Raw genomic sequence first — 19,234 nt, 5'->3', positions numbered from 1 at the left:
TTTATTCACTGGTCAACGCCTTAACCGGATCGAGCCGGGCAGCTTTACGGGCCGGCATGAAGCCGAATACGACGCCGGTGACCAGCGCACAGCCAAATGCGCCGAGCACCGCCACCAGGGAAAACTGCACAGCGATCTTGGCCAGCACCAGTACACCGCCCACCAGCAGGGCCAGGGCGATGCCGCAGAGGCCGCCGACCACCGAGAGCATCACGGCCTCGGTGAGAAACTGGCGCAGGATGTCGCGCTGGCGCGCACCGGTGGCCATGCGGATACCGATCTCGCGGGTGCGCTCGCGCACGGTCATCAGCATGATGTTCATCACGCCGATACCGCCCACCAACAGGGAAATCGCCGCAATCGAACCAAGCATCAGCGACAGCGTGTTCTGCGTGCGTGCCTCAGCCTGGATCATTGCCGCGTTGTTGGTCAGCTCGTAGTCGCGCTTGCCGTGGTGCAAACGCTGCATGAGCTGGTCGATGGCCCGCTCGGTCTCGTGGACCTTGCGCGCATCCGCCGCGGCGATCACCACGTACTCGGGGTTGTAGCTGCCGAACAGGCGCACGCTGGCGGCGGTGTAGGGGATGGCGATGCGGTCGTCGCTGTCTTTGTTGCCGGAGCTGGCGCCTTTTTCCTCGAGCACGCCGATGACCTGGAAGGGCACATTCTCGATAAGAATGTACTGGCCGATGGGGTTGACCTCGCCCTTGAACAGCTTCTCTTTGACCCGGTGGCCGATCACCGCCACGGTGGCCGCGTTGCGTTCGTCCGCAGCGGTGAAGTAGCTGCCCTCGACCACCGGCCAGTTGAAAATCAGCGGGAAATTCGTGTCGTTGCCGCCCACGTAGGCCATGTAGTCGACGTTGCCGTAGCGCACCCCGGCTTCGCTGCCGTTGACCGGCATGATGCGCTTGACCTGAGGCAACGCCCCCAGCGCGTGGACGTCGTCGAGGGTGATGATGCCCTGGGGCGTGCGCGGGTTGGGCGACGAGCCGCTGAGGTAGAGGATGTTGGAGCCGAACGCGCCCATCTGCGCCATGACCTGGCGCTTGCTGCCTTCACCCACCGCGAGCATCACCACCACCGAGGCCACGCCGATGATGATGCCGAGCAGCGTCAGTGCGGTGCGGAAGCGGTTGATCCACATCACCCGCCACGCCGCGCGCACGGCGTCGAGCAGCTCGGCTTTCCACGCGCCGTTGTGCTCGGCGCCGTCCACCAGGCGCTGGCGCAGGTCGACGGCTTGCAGGGCGCCGCTGGCGAGGGGCGGTGCGACGTCGTTGGCGTGGGCCGAGTCGCTGATGATCAGGCCGTCGCGAATCTCGATGATGCGGTTGGCGCGTGCCGCCACTTCGCGGTCGTGGGTGATCAGGATCACCACGTGGCCCTGGCTGGCGAGTTCGTCCAGCAGGGTCATGACCTCGGCGCCGCTGTGGCTGTCGAGGGCACCGGTGGGTTCGTCGGCGAGGATGATATGCCCGCCGTTCATCAAGGCGCGGGCGATCGACACCCGTTGTTGCTGCCCGCCGGAGAGCTGGTGCGGGCGGTTGCCGGTGCGCTCGGCCAGGCCCAGGCGGGTGAGCAGGGCGCGGGCGCGGGCTTGCCGTTCGGTGGCGCTGATGCCGGCGTAGATCGCCGGCATCTCGACATTTTCCTGGGCCGAGCCGGAGGGGATCAGGTGATAGCCCTGAAACACGAACCCAAAGGCTTCGCGGCGCAGCCAGGCGAGGGCATCGCTGTCCAGGTGGGCGACGTTTTCCCCGGCGAACAAATAGTCGCCGACGCTCGGGCGGTCGAGGCAGCCGAGGATATTCATCAAGGTGGATTTGCCGGAGCCGGACGCGCCGACAATCGCGACAAATTCCCCGGCATGGATCGCCAGGTCGATGCCGCGCAGCACGTCGACCTGCGGGCTGTCGCCGCCGCCGTAGGACTTGCGGATGTTCTTGAGTTCGATCAGGGGCGTGGTCAACTCAACCCCCGCTGCCGTCAGCCGGGCCGATCAACAGGTGATCGCCTTCGTCGAGGCCATCGAGTACCTGCACACGCAGGCGGTCGCTGATGCCCAGCCGCACTTCGCGCTCTTCGATCTTGCCGTTCCTGGCCACCACACGGGCGGTCTGCCGGTCGGCACTCGAGGTGCCCAGCAGCGCGGCGACCGGTGCGGTGAGGGCGTCCTTGACCTGGCTGGCGACGAAGAACACCTGGGTGGTCATTTCGGCCATCAGCGCGTTGTCACTGTTGTCCACGTCCAGCAGCACGGTGTACAGCACCACGCGGCCGCTGCCGCTTTTACCGGAACTGTTGGGGCTGCCGCTGCCCTGGGTTTCATTCAGCGGCTTGGGCGGGACCGGCAGGATCTGGCGCACGGTGCTGGTCCAGCGCCGGTTGCCGCCGCTCAAGGTGGTGAAATAGGCGGTCATGCCGGGCTTGACGTGGCCGATGTCAGCTTCCGAGACCTCGGCCCACACGGTCATCGGCGACAGCTTGGCGATGCGCAGGATCAGCGGCGTCTGTTGCTGGGCGTTGAGGGTCTGGCCGACCCGCGCGTCCACCGCCACCACGGTGCCGGTCATCGGCGCGTAGATACGTGTGTAACCCAGCTCGGCCTCGTCGCTGCGCAGGCTGGCCTGGGCTTGCAGGATCTGCGCCTGGAACATGTCGACGCGCGCCCGGGTGGCACTCAGTTCGGCCTTGGCGGTTTGCACGTCTTCCTCACGGGTGGCGTTGCCGGCCACCAGGCGTTGCTGGCGCTGGAACTTCTGGCGTGCCAGTTCGTGCTGGGCCTTTTGTTCCTGCAACTGGGCCTTGAGGTTCTCGATGGCGTAGCGGCTGGCGTCGAGCTTGGCTTTTTGCGTGGACGGGTCGATCTCCACCAGCAACTGGCCTTCCTGGACCTGGTCGCCGGCCTCGACGTGGATCTTGCGGATCTGCCCGGACGCCTGGGCGCCCACGTCCACATAGCGCCGTGGTTGCAACGTGCCGAGGGCGGTCACGCTGTTTTCGATATTGCCGCGGGTCACGGTGACGGTGCTGAGGGTGTCACGCCCCGCCGGCAGTACTTGCCAGGCGGCGATCGCGGCGATGGGGATCAGGCACGCGACAACTAGCAAGGCGCGTCGGGCGGGTCGAGGGCGTTTCATGCAGGGGTTCCAGCCGGGAAGTTCGGAGCGCAGTGATGCGCAGCTGACAGTTAAACGAGGCAATTGCGCGCAGATTTAGGCCATGACGCACCGGCGTGGACAGGCGTTGCCAGTCCATCAGTTAAATTTTATTTCACGGTCCTCGTTTCCTATCAACACATGACCTGTCGAGCAGGTTACGAAGGTATTCCCGCCCCACCGCCATGGGGCTTATCCAGAGGACACTGGAATGACACAGGCAATTGCTTCGCCCGCGGTTCACGACCTGATCGGTATCGGTTTCGGCCCTTCGAACCTGGCGCTGGCCATCGCCCTGCAAGAGCGCGAGCAAGCGCAGGGCAAACTGGACGTGCTGTTTCTGGACAAACAGGCCGATTACCGCTGGCACGGCAACACCCTGGTGACCCAGAGCGAACTGCAGATTTCGTTCCTCAAGGACCTGGTGACCCTGCGCAACCCCACCAGCCCGTATTCCTTCGTCAACTACCTTAAGGCCCATAACCGCCTGGTGGACTTCATCAACCTGGGCACCTTCTACCCGTGCCGCATGGAGTACAACGACTACCTGCGCTGGGTCGCGGGCCAGTTCCAGGCCCAGAGCCGCTACGGCGAGGAAGTGCTGGCCATCGAACCGATCCTGCACCAGCAACAGGTCGAGGCGCTGCGCGTTATCTCCCGCGATGCCCTGGGCGAGCAGCATGTGCGCACCACCCGTTCGGTGGTGGTCAGTGCCGGGGGCACGCCGCGTATTCCAGAAGCGTTCAAGGCGCTCAAGGGCGACAGCCGGGTGTTCCACCACTCCCAATACCTGGAGCGCATGGCCCAGCAGCCGTGTGTGGAGGGCAAGGCCATGCGCATTGCCATCATCGGCGGCGGGCAGAGCGCGGCCGAGGCGTTTATCGACTTGAACGACAGCTTCCCGTCGGTGCAGGTGGACCTGATTCTGCGCGGTTCGGCGTTGAAACCGGCGGATGACAGCCCGTTCGTCAACGAAGTGTTCTCGCCGGCCTTTACCGACCTGGTGTTCCAGCAGGTGGGCGCAGAGCGCGAGCGGCTGGTGGCCGAGTACCAGAACACCAATTACTCGGTGGTCGACCTGGACCTGATCGAGCGCATCTACGGCATCTTCTATCGCCAGAAAGTCTCCGGCATTGCCCGCCAGGCGTTCCGCACCATGACCGTGGTCGAGAAGGCCACCCCGGGCCCGCTGGGGATCGAACTGGTGCTGCGCAACAACGCCGACGGCGAAACCAGTGTCAATCACTACGACGCGGTCATCCTCGCCACCGGTTACGAGCGCCAGACGCATCGCGCGCTGCTGGCGCCGCTGGAAGCGTACCTGGGCGAGTTCGAAGTGGCGCGCGACTACCGCATCGTCACCGACGAGCGCTGCAATGCGGGCATCTACATCCAGGGCTTCAGCCAGGCCAGCCATGGCTTGAGTGACACCTTGCTGTCGGTGTTGCCGATTCGTGCGGATGAAATTGCCGCGTCGCTGTATGAGCACGATCGCAGCCGAGGCAAGGCGCGTTCGGTGCAGGACCTGCTGTTGGCCACCGCGAGCTGATAAACCCGCTGGGGACTGCGCTTGTTGTGGGTGCATGCGGTCTTACAGACGGCACTGGCGCCATGGAAGAGCTACTGGTACTGTACAAAAAACCAGTGCCGGTGGCCTCCATGCAATTGATCGAAAAACTCAGCATCCTCGCCGACGCCGCCAAGTACGACGCGTCATGCGCCAGCAGTGGAGCGCCCAAGCGCAGCTCCGAGGGCAAGGCCGGGCTGGGTTCCACCGATGGCATGGGCATCTGCCACAGCTACACCCCCGACGGGCGCTGCGTGTCGCTGCTCAAGGTGTTGCTCACCAACTTCTGCCTGTACGACTGCCAATACTGCGTCAACCGCCGCTCCAGCGACGTGCCCCGCGCACGCTTCAGCCCGGAGGAGGTGGTCACGTTGACCCTGGATTTCTACCGGCGCAACTGCGTCAGCGGGCTGTTCCTCAGCTCTGGCATCATCCGTTCGTCCGACTACACCATGGAGCAGTTGGTGCGGGTCGCCAAGCTGCTGCGTGAAGAGCATGACTTTCGCGGCTATATCCACCTCAAGACCATCCCCGACGCCGACCCGGCGCTGATTGCCGAGGCCGGGCGTTATGCCGACCGTCTGAGCGTGAATATCGAACTGCCCACGGAGGCCAGCCTGCAGACCCTGGCGCCGGAGAAAAAGATCGTATCGATCAAGCAGGCCATGCAGACCATCTACACCGGCGAGCAGACCGTACTCAACGAACCCCGCGCCCCACGCTTCGCACCGGCCGGGCAAAGTACCCAGTTGATCGTCGGGGCCGACGACACCGACGACAGCACCATCCTCCACGGTGCCGAGTCGCTGTACGGCAGTTTCAAGCTGCGCCGTGTGTATTACTCGGCCTTCAGCCCGATCCCGAACAGCCCGAAAAGCGTGCCCCTGGCCGCGCCACCGCTGATGCGCGAGCACCGGTTGTACCAGGCTGATTTCCTCCTGCGCAGCTACGGCTTCAGGGCCGGGGAACTGTTCCAGGGCCCCGGCCACCTGGCCCTGGACATTGACCCCAAGCTGGCCTGGGCGCTGGAGCATCGCGAGGTGTTCCCGCTGGACCTGAACCGCGCCGAACCGACCCTGATCGCGCGCATCCCCGGGATCGGCCTGCGCACTACCCAGCGCCTGGTGGACCTGCGCCGAGAGCGCAAGATCCGCTTCGAGGACCTGGCCCGCATGCGCTGCGTGCTGGCCAAGGCCAAGCCGTTTTTCATCACCAGCGACTACCACCCGCAGCAGGCCGACAGCACCAGCGTGTTGCTGCGCGAACAACTGCGCGACCGCCCGCAGCCGCAGCAGATGGGGTTGTGGGGATGATCAGCCTGGAATGCGACAACCTCTTCAGCACCTGGCGCGAACAGGCGCGCTGGCTGCTCAGCCATCAGGTCGACCCTAGCCAGGTGAGCTGGGGCGAGGCCGAGGTGGCGGATCTGTTTGCCACCGACGAGCCGATCCCCGAAGGGCTTGGGCCATTCCAGACGCGTGTGCCCAAGGCGCTGCTGGAATTGCTCGAGTCGGCCGCCTGTTACCACGGCGAGCAGCGTTGGAGCCTGTTGTATGAAGTGTTGTGGCGGGTCAGCCATGGCGACCGCACGGCGATGCTGGCAGGGGACAAGCTGGGCAGTGAATTGCAGCGGCGGATCAAGCAAGTCAGCCGCGAGGCCCACCATCTGCACGCATTCGTGCGGTTTATTGCGCTGCCGGAAGGCGCGGGGTCCGAATTGCCGGAATACGTGGCCTGGCATGAGCCGGCACATGACATCCTCAAGTCTGCCAGCCAGCATTTTGTCGGACGCATGGGCCGTCATCGCTGGATGATCGCCACGCCGTTGGATGGGGTGTATTACGACGGTGAGCAGTTGATTCACCAGCGTGAGTGCCCCGAGGCATGGCGGCAGTTGGCGCAGAACGTCGAGGACCCCCACAGTGAGATGTGGTTGACCTACTACAGCCATATCTTCAATCCGGCGCGGCTCAATCCCAAGGTGATGGAAGGGCATTTGCCCAGTCGCTTCTGGAAGAACCTGCCGGAGGGCAAGTTGATCCCGGGCTTGATCAGCGAGGCGCGGACGGGCAAGCAGAAGGATGGGCAGGCGAAGCTTATCGGTACCCGGCCCGGCAAAAAGATTGCGAACACGTTTAATGTGGGCGCTGGCTTGCCGACGAAAGCGGTGTCTGCGCAACAGGGCGCTGATTGACAGACCGCTATCGCAGGCAAGCCAGGTCCCGCATTAGTATGAGGGTGGTTTTGGTATCTGTTTTCTGCAAGGAGCCCTGCATGTCTACCGCTGTTCGTCTCGCCCAACCTGCCGATGCCGAAGGGATCAGCCAAGTGATCCTGGCCGCCTTGCACAGCAGCAATGCGCGGGATTATCCCGCCGACGTGATCGCCCGGGTCGCTGGCAACTTCACCCCCGACGCCGTGCTGGCCCTGCTGGGGAAGCGGGTGGTGCTGGTGGCGGTGCAGGACGAGATCATCGTGGCTACCGCCGCGCTGGATGCCAATGTAGTGCGCTCGGTGTTCGTCAACCCGGCGCTGCAGGGGCAGGGGATTGGCCGGCTGCTCATGATCGAAATCGAGTTGCGCGCCCGCGAGGCCGGCGTGACAGTGTTGAGCGTGCCGTCCTCGCTGACCGCCGAGCCGTTCTACACCAAGCTGGGTTTTCATACCGTGCGCGACGTCTACCACGGCAACGAACGCACCCTGGTGATGGAAAAAACCCTGTCGTCGCGCTATCCCATCGGACCTTACCGCGACCGTCAGCACCGTGCCCAGGTGGTTGATCTCTGGCAGGAAGCCTTTGGCTATGACACCGCCCATAACCTGCCGAGCCTGGCGATCGATAAAAAGCTCGCGGTCAACGATGGGTTGTTCTTCGTGGCGACGGATAAAAAAACCGTGATCGGCACCCTCATGGCCGGCTACGACGGTCATCGTGGCTGGCTGTACTCAGTGGCGGTGCACGCCGACTATCGGCGCCATGGCTTGGGATCTTCGCTGGTGCGTCATGCGGAACAGGCGTTGACGGCCTTGGGATGCATGAAGATCAACCTGCAGATTACTGGGGGAAATGAGGCAGTGGCGGGGTTTTACGAGGCGTTGGGGTATGGGGTGGAGCCGCGGATCAGCATGGGCAAGAAGATCACCGAAAACATCCCTTGAAACTGCGCAGAACAAATGTGGAAGCGGGCTTGCCTGCGAAAACGGTGTATCAGTCAATCCATTTGAGACTGACAAACCGCATTCGCGAGCAAGCCCGCACACATAAACCGTCGCCCATAGAGGGCTTGGCGGTATCTATCAGACCTTGACGATCCAACCCGCTGGCGCTTCAACGTCGCCGGTCTGCACGCCGGTCAGCTCTTGATAGAGCCGTTGGGTGATCGGGCCGACTTCGGTTTCGCTGTGGAACACGTGCAGCTTGCCGTTGTACTGGATGCCGCCGATCGGCGAGATCACCGCTGCGGTACCGCAGGCGCCGGCTTCCTTGAACTGGTCCAGCTTGTCGATGAACACTTCGCCCTCGGTCACGGTCAGGCCCAAGCGGGTCTGTGCCAGTTCGATCAGCGACAGGCGGGTGATGCCTGGCAGCACCGAAGGCGACTTCGGCGTGATGAACTGGTTGTCGTGGGTAATGCCGAAGAAGTTGGCCGAACCGACTTCTTCGATTTTCGAGTGGGTCAGCGGGTCAAGGTAGATCGCGTCGGCGAAACCGGCTTTTTTAGCTTCCGAGCCTGGCATCAGGCTGGCGGCGTAGTTGCCACCGACCTTGGCGGCACCGGTGCCTTGTGGCGCGGCGCGGTCGAAGGTGGAGATCTGGAAGTTGTGAGGCACCAGGCCGCCCTTGAAGTAGGCGCCGACCGGGATGGCGAACACGGAGAAGATGAACTCCGGCGCGGTACGCACGCCGATGTTGTCACCGGTGCCGATCACAAACGGGCGCAGGTACAGCGCGCCGCCACTGCCGTAAGGCGGGATGAAGCGCTCGTTGGCCTTGACCACTTGTTTGCAGGCGTCGATGAAATCTTCGGTCGACACATGCGGCATCAGCAGGCGCGCGCAGCTGCGTTGCATGCGGGCGGCGTTCTGGTCGGGGCGGAACAAGTTGATCGAACCGTCCTTGCAACGATAGGCCTTCAGGCCTTCAAAGCACTGCTGGCCATAATGCAAGGCGGTGGAGCCCTCGCTGATGTGCAGCACGTTGTCGTCGGTCAGGGTGCCGTCTTGCCACTCGCCGTTTTTCCAGACCTGGAGAAACCGTTTGTCGGTCTTGATGTAGTCAAAACCCAGCTTGTCCCAATTGATGCTTTCGTTACCCATGACACCCTCTATCGTTGGTCAAGTCGGTTTTTTTCTGAATGGGCGCAACAATACTGCATTCTTGGCTTGTGTGGGAGCCACTGGGTGGACGCCTTCGGTCTCTGTATTGACTGATCCACCGCTATCGGGGCCAAGCCCCCTCCCACATTTGGAATGCATTCTCCTGTGGGAGGGGGCCTGCCCCCGATGGCCTCACCGCGTTTTTACAGATGCAGTGCGTGGCCCAATGCCCGCAGTGCGGCTTCCTGCACCGCTTCGCCCAATGTCGGGTGGGCGTGGACAGTGCCCGCCACATCCTCCAGGCGCGCGCCCATTTCCAGGCTCAGGCCAAAGGCGGTGGACAGTTCCGAGACGCCCGCACCCACTGCCTGCCAACCGACGATCAAGTGGTTGTCACGCCGCGCCACCACCCGCACGAAACCGGTTTTTGACTCCAGGGTCATCGCCCGGCCGTTGGCCGCGAACGGGAAGCTCGACACGATACAGTCCAGCCCGGCCGCCTGGGCTTCATCCGGGGTCTTGCCGACCACCACCAGCTCCGGGTCGGTAAAACACACCGCCGGGATCGCCGCCGGGTTGAATTCGCGATGCTGGCCGCCGATCAACTCGGCCACCATTTCACCTTGGGCCATGGCCCGGTGCGCCAGCATCGGTTCGCCGCTGAGGTCACCAATGGCGTACACGTTGCGCATGCTGGTCTGGCAACGGGAGTCGATCTTGATCGCCGCACCGTTCATCGCCAGGTTCAGCGCTTCGAGGTTCCAGCCCTGGGTGTTGGGTTTGCGACCAACGGCAACCAATACCTGATCAGTGGCCAGCGACACGGTATCGCCGTTTGGATCCCGTACCTGCAGGCTGCCATCGGCAAACCCGGTGACGCTGTGCTTGAGGTAGAGCTTCACGCCCAGTTGCTTGAGGGATTCGTTTACCGGCTGGGTCAATTCGGCATCGTAGGCGGGCAGGATGCGATCCTGTGCTTCGACCACACTCACGTCGGCGCCGAGCTTGCGGTAGGCAATCCCCAGTTCCAGGCCGATGTAACCACCCCCCACCACGATCAAACGCTTGGGCACCCGCGTCGGCGTCAAGGCTTCGGTGGACGAGATGATCGGCCCGCCAATCGGCAGCATCGGCAGCTCGACGCTCTTCGAACCGGTGGCCAACAGCAGGTGTTCGCACTGGATGCGCTGGTCGCCGACATCGACGGTCTTGCCATCGACGACCTTGGCCCAGCCGTGGATCACCTGCACTTTATGCTTCTTGAGCAGCGCCGCAACGCCGGTGGTCAGGCGGTCGACGATGCCGTCTTTCCATTCCACGCTCTTGCGGATGTCCAGGGTCGGCACATCCACTTCGATGCCCAGTTGTGAACCCTGGCTGTGGTGGATGGTTTGCTGGAACTGCTCGGCCACGTGAATCAGGGCCTTGGACGGAATGCAGCCGATGTTCAGGCAAGTACCCCCCAGCGCCCGGCCTTCCACCAGGATGGTCGGGATGCCCAGTTGGCCGGCCCGGATCGCCGCCACATAACCGCCAGGGCCGCCGCCGATAATCAGCAGCGTCGTGTTCAACGTTGGCATGGCTTACTCCAAAAACAGGCTGGCGGGTTGCTCGAGCAGGCCGCGAATGGCCTGGATGAATTGCGCTGCGTCCATGCCATCGACCACGCGGTGATCGAACGAGCTGGAGAGGTTCATCATCTTGCGCACCACGATCTGACCCTTGATCACCATCGGCCGCTCGACAATGCGGTTGACGCCGACAATCGCCACTTCCGGCAAATTCAGTACCGGTGTGCTGACGATGCCGCCCAGGGCACCCAGGCTGGTCAGGGTAATGGTGGAGCCCGACAGCTCGTCGCGGCTGGCCTTGCCGTTGCGCGCGGCCGTGGCCAAACGGGCAATCTCCTCGGCATTGCCCCACAGACTGCGGGCCTCTGCGTGGCGCACCACCGGCACCATCAGGCCTACGTCGCTTTGGGTGGCCACACCCACGTGCACCGCGCCGAGGCGGGTGATCACCTGAGCCTCGTCGTCGTAACGCGCGTTGATCTGCGGGAAGTCCTTAAGCGCCACGACCATGGCGCGCACGATGAACGGCAGCAGGGTCAGCTTGCCGCGTGTGGCGCCATGTTTGTCGTTGAGGTGCACGCGCAGCTCGTCGAGGGCGGTCACGTCGATTTCTTCCACGTAGCTGAAGTGCGCGGCGCGACGGGTGGCGTCCTGCATGCGCTGGGCGATCTTGCGGCGCATGCCGATCACCGGGATCTGTTCTTCAGTGTTGCGTTCGGCGTAGGGGTTGGCGGCTGTCGAAGTCTTGGCCGACCCGTGTTGCAGATAGGCATCAAGGTCTTCGTGCAGGATGCGACCTGCCGGGCCGGAGCCCTGCACCAGGCGCAGCTGGATCCCCGCGTCCAGTGCATGCTTGCGCACGGCGGGGGAGGCCAGTGGACGTTCGTCGGCGGCGCGGGCCACCGGGGCCTGGGCTGCGACAACCGGCGCGGGCTTGCTTTCAACCACCACCGGCGCAGGCTTGGCTTCGACCACTGACGCCGGCTTGGGCGCTTCCTTCACCGCAGGCGTGTCCTTGGCGTTCCCCGCACCTTCCACTTCAATACTGATCAAAATACTGCCCACGGCCATGACCTCGCCCGGCTCGCCGCCAAGCGCAATCACTTTGCCGTGCACGGGCGAGGGAATGTCCACCATCGCCTTGTCGGTCATCACGTCCGCCAGCACCTGGTCTTCGACCACCATGTCGCCGACTTTCACGTGCCAGACCGACAGTTCAACTTCCGCGATGCCTTCGCCAATGTCCGGCATCTTGATAACGTGCGTGCCCATTCAGACCTCCATGACCCGTTTCAACGCCGCGCCCACTCGGGACGGCCCTGGGAAATACGCCCACTCATGCGCGTGCGGGTAGGGCGTGTCCCAACCGGTGACGCGTTCGATGGGCGCTTCCAGGTGGTGGAAGCAATGCTCTTGCACCAGCGACACCAGCTCGGCACCAAAGCCGCAGGTGCGGGTGGCTTCATGCACCACGACGCACCGGCCGGTCTTTTTCACCGACTTGACGATGGTCTCCAGGTCCAGCGGCCACAGGCTGCGCAGGTCGATGACTTCGGCGTCGATGCCGGTTTCTTCAGCGGCGACTTGCGACACATACACCGTGGTGCCGTAGGTCAGCACCGTGACGGCAGAGCCCGGGCGCACGATGGCGGCCACGTCCAGGGGCACGGTGTAGTAACCGTCCGGCACCTGGGCTTGCGGGTGTTTCGACCACGGGGTGACCGGGCGGTCGTGATGGCCATCAAACGGGCCGTTGTACAGGCGTTTTGGCTCGAGGAAGATCACCGGGTCATCGTTTTCGATGGAGGCGATCAGCAAACCCTTGGCGTCGTAGGGGTTGGACGGCATTACCGTGCGCAGGCCGCAGACCTGGGTGAACACCGCTTCGATGCTCTGGCTGTGGGTCTGGCCGCCGTAGATGCCGCCGCCGCACGGCATGCGCATGGTCAGCGGCGCGGTGAACTGGCCGGCCGAGCGATAACGCAGGCGCGCGGCTTCGGAGATGATCTGGTCGGTGGCAGGGTAGACGTAGTCGGCGAACTGGATCTCGGCCACCGGGCGCAGGCCGTAGGCACCCATGCCCACCGCGACGCCGATGATCCCGCTTTCGGAGATCGGCGCGTCGAACACCCGCGAACTGCCGTATTTGCCCTGCAGCCCTTCGGTGCAGCGGAACACACCGCCGAAATAGCCGACGTCCTGGCCGAACACCACCACGTTGTCGTCACGTTCGAGCATCACATCCATGGCCGAGCGCAGGGCCTGGATCATGGTCATGGTGGTGGTGGTCATGGCGGTTTCCACTTCTATGCTGTTGTTGTGATCGTTCATGTCAGACCCCCAGCTCTTGACGCTGGCGCTTCAAGTGCTCCGGCATCTCTTTGTAGACGTCCTCGAACATGGTCGCGGCGCTTGGAATCTGGCCGCCGGCGAGGGTGCCGTACTGTTCGGCTTCCTTTTGCGCGGCGATCACTTCGGCCTCCAGCTCGGCGCTGACCGCCGCGTGTTCCTCTTCGGACCATTGCCCGATCTTGACCAGGTGCTGCTTGAGACGGGCAATCGGGTCGCCGAGGGGGAAGTGGCTCCAGTCATCGGCGGGGCGATACTTGGACGGATCGTCGGACGTTGAGTGCGGACCGGCGCGGTAGGTGACCCATTCGATCAGGGTTGGCCCCAGGTTGCGGCGCGCACGCTCGGCGGCCCAGGCGGAGGCGGCATACACCGCGATGAAGTCGTTGCCGTCCACCCGCAGCGAGGCAATGCCGCAACCGACGCCGCGTCCGGCGAAGGTCGTGGCTTCACCGCCGGCGATGGCCTGGAAGGTAGAGATGGCCCATTGGTTGTTGACCACGTTGAGGATCACCGGCGCACGGTAGACATGGGCAAAGGTGAGGGCGGTGTGGAAGTCCGATTCGGCGGTGGCGCCGTCGCCGATCCAGGCGGAGGCGATCTTGGTGTCGCCCTTGATGGCCGACGCCATGCCCCAGCCCACGCCTTGTACGAATTGAGTGGCGAGGTTGCCGGAAATGGTGAAGAAGCCGGATTCCTTGACCGAGTACATGATCGGCAACTGGCGACCCTTGAGCGGGTCGCGCTCGTTGGACAGCAGTTGGCAGATCAGGTCCACCAGCGGCACATCGCGGGCCATCAGGATGCTTTGCTGGCGATAGGTGGGGAAGCACATGTCGTCGATGTTCAAGGCCAGGGCCTGGGCGCTGCCGATGGCTTCTTCGCCGAGGCTCTGCATGTAGAACGACATTTTTTTCTGGCGCTGGGCGACCACCATGCGGTTGTCGAAGATGCGCGTCTTGAGCATCGCGCGCATGCCTTTGCGCAGGACCTCGACGGGCACGTCTTCGGCCCACGGACCGAGGGCCTGGCCCTGGTCGTCGAGCACGCGGATCAGGCCCTTGGCGAGGTCGGCGGTGTCGGCGGGTTCTACGTCGATGGCGGGTTTGCGCACGGTGCCGGCGTCGGTCAGGCGCAGGTACGTAAAGTCGGTCTTGCAGCCTGGGCGTCCCGAGGGTTCAGGGACGTGCAGGCGCAGTGGTTCATACTGCTGGGTCATGGCTTCTACGCTCTATCTTGTGAATTTCTTGTAGTGGGCGCGCTAGCTGACAGTCCGTCTTCGGGTAGAAGAAATCTTGTCCTACAACAATCATAGGCGGGGCGTAGAAGAATATTTATCTGTGTTTCGTTGCGCTCAAGATCATTTGCGGATAAAAAAACTGCATAAACATAATAAACAGGTGATTTTGTCTCATGCGCAAACTGGACCGTACCGATATCGGCATTCTCAACAGCCTTCAGGAGAACGCCCGCATCACCAACGCCGACCTGGCCCGCTCGGTCAACCTGTCGCCGACGCCGTGTTTCAACCGGGTCAAGGCGATGGAAGAGTTGGGCTTGATCCGCGAGCAGGTCACCCTGCTGGACGCCGATTTGCTGGGGTTGCACGTGAATGTGTTCATCCACGTGAGCCTGGAGAAACAGAATGAGCTGGCATTGCAGCAGTTCGAAAGCGCCATCTCCGACCGGCCCGAAGTGATGGAGTGCTACTTGATGGCGGGCGATCCGGACTACCTGATCCGTGTGCTGGTACCGACGATCCAGGCGTTGGAGCGCTTCATGATGGACTTTTTGACCAAGGTGCCGGGCGTCGCCAACATCCGCTCCAGCTTTGCGCTCAAGCAAGTGCGCTACAAAACCGCACTGCCATTGCCGGCCAACGGCATCAACCTGGGTGCCTGAATCAACACATTTGGCGTGTATTTCAAAGTTGGTTGAGTGGGATCTTGAGATAGACCACGCCGTTATCTTCAGCGGGCGGCATATTCCCCGCCCGTACATTCACCTGGATCGCCGGCAGCAATAGCGTCGGCATGCCCAGGCCCGCATCGCGTGTGGTGCGCATTTCGACAAACGCTGCTTCGTCCACGCCGTCATGCACGTGAATATTCCCTGCCCGCTGCTCGGCCACGGTGGTCTGGCATTTGGCCTCGCGGCCCTCGGGTGGGTAGTCATGGCAGACGTACAGCTGCGTCTCCAGCGGGAAGCTCAACAATTTGCGCATCGACGCATACAGCTGCCGTGCATCACCGCCGGGGAAGTCGCAACGCGCGGTGCCAACATCGGGCATGAACAGGGTGTCGCCCACCAGTATCAAGCGATCATCGATCAAGTAGGCCATGTCCGCTGGGGTATGCCCTGGCACATGCAGGGCCTGCGCCTTGATGGTGCCGATGTGGAAGATTTCGTCCGGCGCAAACAAGTGATCGAACTGCGACCCGTCGACGCGAAATTCCGGCTCCAGGTTGAACAGGTTCTTGAATACGTCCTGCACCTTGCTGATGGACTGGCCAATCGCAATCTTGCCGCCCAGGGTACGGCGCAGGTACGGCGCCGCAGACAGGTGGTCGGCGTGGGCGTGAGTCTCCAGCAGCCACTGCACGTGCAGCCGATGTTCGCGCACGTAGGCGATGACCTTGTCGGCCTGGCGCGTGTCGGTGCGCCCGGATGCCGGGTCGTAGTTGAGCACCGAGTCGACGATGGCGCAGGGACCATCATCTGCCTCATGCAGGACATAGGTGTAAGTCGACGACCCCTCGTCCAGAAAGGCTTTAATCAACGCGGGCATGGCGGCGGTCCTTGGTGGCTGACAAAATAACAAGTAGTAACCTGTGCGGTATGGTTACCTGCTGCAAAGGCTAAACCATTTTTCATCTTCATGGGCGTGACGCCATACGGCAACGCCAGGTGTATGCAGTGAACCTCACTAAAGGCGACAGATCATGACCGACCAACACTGGGGCCCGACCATCAGTGGCGATATCGTAGTCATCGGCGGCGGTTCGGCGGGCATCGGCCTGCTGGCCAGCCTGCTCAAGCGCGACCCGCAGCTGAACATCACCCTGATCGAACCCAACGACTATCACTGCTACCAACCCGCCTGGACCCTGGTGGGCGGGGGCGCGTATGACCTCAGCAAGACCCGCCGCCCGTTGGCCGAGGTGCTGCCCAATGGCGTGACCTGGGTGCAGGCCGCCGTCACCGAACTGCTGCCGGATGAGCGAACCCTGGTGCTCGACAGCGGCCAGCGCGTCAGTTGGCAAAACCTGATCGTCTGCCCTGGCTTGCGTTTGGCCTGGGAGAAAATCGAAGGCCTGGAAGCCACCCTCGGGCACAACGGCGTCACGTCCAACTACCGCTATGACCTCGCGGCCTACACTTGGGAACAGGTGCAGCAGCTCAAGGGCGGCAAGGCGATCTTTACCCAGCCGGCCATGCCGATCAAATGCGCGGGTGCGCCGCAGAAGGCGATGTACCTGTCCTGCGATCACTGGCTCAGGCAGGGCGACCTGAAAAACATCGATGTCGAATTCAACCTTGCCGGTGCCGTGCTGTTCGGCGTGCCCACCTTTGTTCCGCCGTTGATGAAATACGTTGAGAAATACAACGCCCGCCTGGCATTCAACGCCAATCTGGTGAAGGTCGACGGCCCCGCACGCAAGGCCTGGTTCGACGTCAAGGATGCCGACGGCACTGTCACCCTGCAGGAAAAATCCTTCGACCTTTTGCACGTCGTTCCGCCCCAAGTGTCGCCGGATTTCATCCGCCACAGCCCGCTGGCCGACCCCGCAGGCTGGTGCGAAGTGAACCCTCACAGCCTGCAACACCTGCGCTACCCGCACATTTTCGGCGTGGGCGACGTGTGTTCCACCGCCAACGCCAAGACCGCGGCCGCGGTGCGCAAGCAGATCGTGGTAGTCGCCGAAAACCTGCTGGCCCTGCGCAAACAGCTGCCGATGCCCCTGAAGTACGACGGCTACGGCTCGTGCCCGCTGACGGTGGAGAAGGGCAAGGTGGTGCTTGCCGAGTTCGGTTACGGCGGCAAGTTGCTGCCGACCTTCGCCCTGGACCCGACCCGGGCACGGCGTTCGATGTGGTTCCTCAAGGCCACGCTGCTGCCATGGTTCTACTGGAACGGCATGCTCAAGGGCCGTGAGTGGCTGACCCGCCTGAGCAAGGTGGACTGAATGCTGCTGGCCAGTGTGTTGGGATTATTGATGGGCCTGGTGATGGGCCTCACCGGTGCGGGCGGCGGCATACTCGGGGTGCCGGCGCTGGTGCTGGGGTTGGGCCTGAGCATGACCCAGGCCGCGCCGGTGTCGTTGCTCGCGGTGGGTGCGGCTGCGGCGGTGGGGGCGCTCGACGGTTTGCGCCATGGCCTGGTGCGGTACCGCGCCGCGTTGCTGATCGCCTTGCTCGGCGCAGTGTGTTCGCCGCTGGGGGTGTTCTTCGCGCACCAGCTGCCGGAAGCGCTGCTGATGGGGTTGTTCAGCGCGCTGATGGTGTTGGTGGCGTGGCGCATGTTGCAGCGCGAAAAGCGTGAGGCCGGCCCGAGTGACCATGGTGCCGCGTCCTGGGGCCAGAGGAATTGCATGCTCGACCAGCAGACCGGGCGCTTTGCCTGGACCGCCAAATGCAGCGCGACTCTGGCCGCGTTGGGCGCCGTGACCGGCGCGGTGTCCGGCCTGCTCGGTGTCGGCGGCGGCTTCCTGATCGTGCCGGCGTTCAAGCAACTCACCGATGTGCAGATGCGCGGCATCGTCGCCACCTCGCTGATGGTCGTCAGTCTGCTTTCGCTGGTGGGCGTGGTCGGCGCGTTTCATGCCGGGGTCAGCATCGCCCCGGTGGGCTGGGTGTTCGTCGGTGCGAGCGTGGTCGGCATGCTTGCAGGCCGGCGCCTGGGCTCGGTGATCCCCGCACGCACCTTGCAAGTGGGGTTTGCCAGCCTGTGTGTACTGGTGGCTGTCGGCATGTTGATCAAGGCCGGTAGTACGCACTAAGTGCCGGGCCTGGATTACGCCGAACTTGTCGGCGACCCAGGGCCCGTCCAAAGCCTCTTGAAACCACGGCCAAGGCAGCGTAGGCCGTGGCCTGCGCGCTTTCGATAATCGCCTCCGACATCAAGTCCCCGTTGCGGAGCGCGCCATGCATAACAATAAGAATGTCCCCCTGCGTCTGTTACCTGCTTTCCTCGTCGGCTTTGGCCTGAGCCCGTCCAGGCGCTGGAAGGTGCCGAGGATTTGCTCACCGACCTGCTGGACATCTCGCGGCTGGACCAGGCGGCGGTCAAGCCGGATGTGGCGCTGTATCGCCTGGATGAGGTGTTGGCGCCGCTGGTTTCGGAGTTTCGAACGGTGGCCGAGGCGGCCGGTCTGAATCTGCGCGTGCACATGGGGCGGTATGCGGTGCGCACGGACTTGCGGCTGTTGACGCGGATTTTGCGTAATTTCCTCAGCAATGCCTGCCGCTATACCGACGATGGCTGCATCCTGCTCGGTGCGCGGCGGCGGGGCGACTGCCTGCGCCTGGAAGTATGGGACACCGTGCGCGGGATTGCGGCGGATCGGCTGCAGGCGATCTTCCTGGCGTTCAACCAGCTCGACGTCGGCCGCGCGGCAGATCGCAAAGGCGTGGGGCTGGGGTTGGCGATTGTGGAGCGTATTGCCGAGATCCTCGGTTACCCGATTGCCGTGCGCTCCTGGCCAGGGCGGGGGTCGATGTTCAGTATCGAGGTGCCGCTGAGCGCCGAGATCCCGTTGCCGATCGGCCAACTGCCGGTGCAACCGACCGCGGGCAATCCGCTGCCGGGCCGGCGCCTGTTGGTGATCGACAACGAAACCAGCATCCTCGAAAGCATGAGTGCACTGCTCGAGCAATGGGGCTGCGAGGTGCTGACTGCCACCGACCAGGCCGCCGCCCTTGAGGCGCTGCAGGGCAGGGCGCCGGCGTTGATCCTGGCGGACTATCACTTGGACCATGGGGTGCTGGGCTGTGAGGTGATCAAGCACTTGCGCGAGCATTTCGCGTGCAGGATTCCGGCGGTGATCATCACGGCTGATCGTACTGACCAGTGCCGGCGTGCGCTGCGTCGATTGGATGCGCCGCTGCTGAACAAACCGGTCAAGCCCGGCAAACTTCGGGCGATATTGAGTCAGTTGCTTGGCTGAGTCGGCGGATCGTGTCCGGTTGGGCGATGATTTGCAGCGCAAGATGGCAAGATGAACTCCGCTCAGGTTTACTGTCTCTGAGTAACGGTTTACCTGAGTTAT

General features: G+C 63.4%; 15 protein-coding genes and 1 pseudogene. 8 read left to right on the top strand and 8 right to left on the bottom strand.

Annotation, left to right across the window (positions count from 1 at the left end):
* Window position 1: 1 nt before the first annotated feature.
* Window positions 2–1,972 carry a MacB family efflux pump subunit gene (locus tag CQ041_RS11330; protein WP_105522655.1) on the bottom strand — a complete coding sequence of 657 codons (1,971 nt, stop codon included), beginning with the start codon at window positions 1,970–1,972 and terminating at the stop codon, window positions 2–4.
* Window position 1,973: 1 nt separating this feature from the next.
* A complete protein-coding gene (locus CQ041_RS11325) occupies window positions 1,974–3,143 on the bottom strand; it encodes an efflux RND transporter periplasmic adaptor subunit (RefSeq protein WP_105522656.1) in 1,170 nt (389 codons plus the stop codon).
* Between the two features lie 229 nt (window positions 3,144–3,372).
* Here CQ041_RS11325 and CQ041_RS11320 point away from each other — a divergent pair, with 229 nt between their 5' ends.
* From CQ041_RS11320 to CQ041_RS11305, 4 genes are all read left to right on the top strand, one after another.
* Window positions 3,373–4,710 (top strand): lysine N(6)-hydroxylase/L-ornithine N(5)-oxygenase family protein, encoded by a 1,338-nt coding sequence (locus CQ041_RS11320; RefSeq protein WP_105522657.1) that lies wholly within the window; start codon window positions 3,373–3,375, stop codon window positions 4,708–4,710.
* Window positions 4,711–4,820: 110 nt separating this feature from the next.
* Window positions 4,821–6,041 (top strand): putative DNA modification/repair radical SAM protein, encoded by a 1,221-nt coding sequence (locus CQ041_RS11315; protein ID WP_105522923.1) that lies wholly within the window; start codon window positions 4,821–4,823, stop codon window positions 6,039–6,041.
* The gene (locus CQ041_RS11310) at window positions 6,038–6,922 is read left to right on the top strand and encodes a TIGR03915 family putative DNA repair protein (protein ID WP_105522658.1); all 885 of its coding nucleotides are present in this window, start codon (window positions 6,038–6,040) and stop codon (window positions 6,920–6,922) included. Before CQ041_RS11315 ends, CQ041_RS11310 begins: the two co-directional genes overlap by 4 nt.
* 80 nt (window positions 6,923–7,002) lie before the next feature.
* On the top strand, window positions 7,003–7,887 hold the full coding sequence (locus tag CQ041_RS11305; protein WP_105522659.1) for a GNAT family acetyltransferase: 885 nt from the start codon (window positions 7,003–7,005) through the stop codon (window positions 7,885–7,887).
* Between the two features lie 138 nt (window positions 7,888–8,025).
* Here CQ041_RS11305 and CQ041_RS11300 read toward each other — a convergent pair whose 3' ends face one another.
* The 5 genes from CQ041_RS11300 to CQ041_RS11280 form a co-directional block, all read right to left on the bottom strand.
* Window positions 8,026–9,045, bottom strand: a complete 1,020-nt coding sequence (locus CQ041_RS11300) for a branched-chain amino acid aminotransferase (RefSeq protein ID WP_105522660.1) — start codon at window positions 9,043–9,045, stop codon at window positions 8,026–8,028.
* 203 nt (window positions 9,046–9,248) lie between these two features.
* Window positions 9,249–10,625 carry a dihydrolipoyl dehydrogenase gene (gene lpdA, locus CQ041_RS11295; protein WP_105522661.1) on the bottom strand — a complete coding sequence of 459 codons (1,377 nt, stop codon included), beginning with the start codon at window positions 10,623–10,625 and terminating at the stop codon, window positions 9,249–9,251.
* Window positions 10,626–10,628: 3 nt separating this feature from the next.
* The gene (locus CQ041_RS11290) at window positions 10,629–11,888 is read right to left on the bottom strand and encodes a dihydrolipoamide acetyltransferase family protein (protein ID WP_105522662.1); all 1,260 of its coding nucleotides are present in this window, start codon (window positions 11,886–11,888) and stop codon (window positions 10,629–10,631) included.
* Window positions 11,889–12,947, bottom strand: a complete 1,059-nt coding sequence (locus CQ041_RS11285) for an alpha-ketoacid dehydrogenase subunit beta (protein WP_105522663.1) — start codon at window positions 12,945–12,947, stop codon at window positions 11,889–11,891. It abuts the gene before it with no gap.
* Between the two features lies 1 nt (window position 12,948).
* Complete coding sequence (locus tag CQ041_RS11280; protein WP_105522664.1) at window positions 12,949–14,184, bottom strand: 3-methyl-2-oxobutanoate dehydrogenase (2-methylpropanoyl-transferring) subunit alpha; 1,236 nt, start codon at window positions 14,182–14,184, stop codon at window positions 12,949–12,951.
* Between the two features lie 194 nt (window positions 14,185–14,378).
* Here CQ041_RS11280 and bkdR point away from each other — a divergent pair, with 194 nt between their 5' ends.
* Window positions 14,379–14,867 carry a Bkd operon transcriptional regulator BkdR gene (bkdR, locus tag CQ041_RS11275; protein ID WP_105522665.1) on the top strand — a complete coding sequence of 163 codons (489 nt, stop codon included), beginning with the start codon at window positions 14,379–14,381 and terminating at the stop codon, window positions 14,865–14,867.
* 22 nt (window positions 14,868–14,889) lie between these two features.
* Here bkdR and CQ041_RS11270 read toward each other — a convergent pair whose 3' ends face one another.
* Window positions 14,890–15,753, bottom strand: a complete 864-nt coding sequence (locus CQ041_RS11270) for an MBL fold metallo-hydrolase (RefSeq protein WP_105522666.1) — start codon at window positions 15,751–15,753, stop codon at window positions 14,890–14,892.
* 154 nt (window positions 15,754–15,907) lie between these two features.
* Between CQ041_RS11270 and CQ041_RS11265 the strand changes: the two genes are divergently transcribed.
* The 3 genes and pseudogenes from CQ041_RS11265 to CQ041_RS11255 all read left to right on the top strand — a co-directional run.
* On the top strand, window positions 15,908–17,152 hold the full coding sequence (locus tag CQ041_RS11265) for an FAD/NAD(P)-binding oxidoreductase (RefSeq protein WP_105522667.1): 1,245 nt from the start codon (window positions 15,908–15,910) through the stop codon (window positions 17,150–17,152).
* Window positions 17,153–17,965, top strand: coding sequence for a sulfite exporter TauE/SafE family protein (locus CQ041_RS11260; RefSeq protein WP_105522668.1), 813 nt, complete (start codon window positions 17,153–17,155; stop codon window positions 17,963–17,965).
* 216 nt (window positions 17,966–18,181) lie between these two features.
* Window positions 18,182–19,132: pseudogene (locus tag CQ041_RS11255) on the top strand (ATP-binding protein); the annotation flags it as partial.
* Window positions 19,133–19,234 lie beyond the last annotated feature (102 nt).

This window comes from Pseudomonas sp. MYb60 (genome assembly GCF_002979555.1).
Lineage (GTDB): Bacteria > Pseudomonadota > Gammaproteobacteria > Pseudomonadales > Pseudomonadaceae > Aquipseudomonas.
The sequence above is the reverse complement of the archived record's forward strand: the minus strand, read 5'-3'. Positions and strand labels throughout refer to the sequence as shown.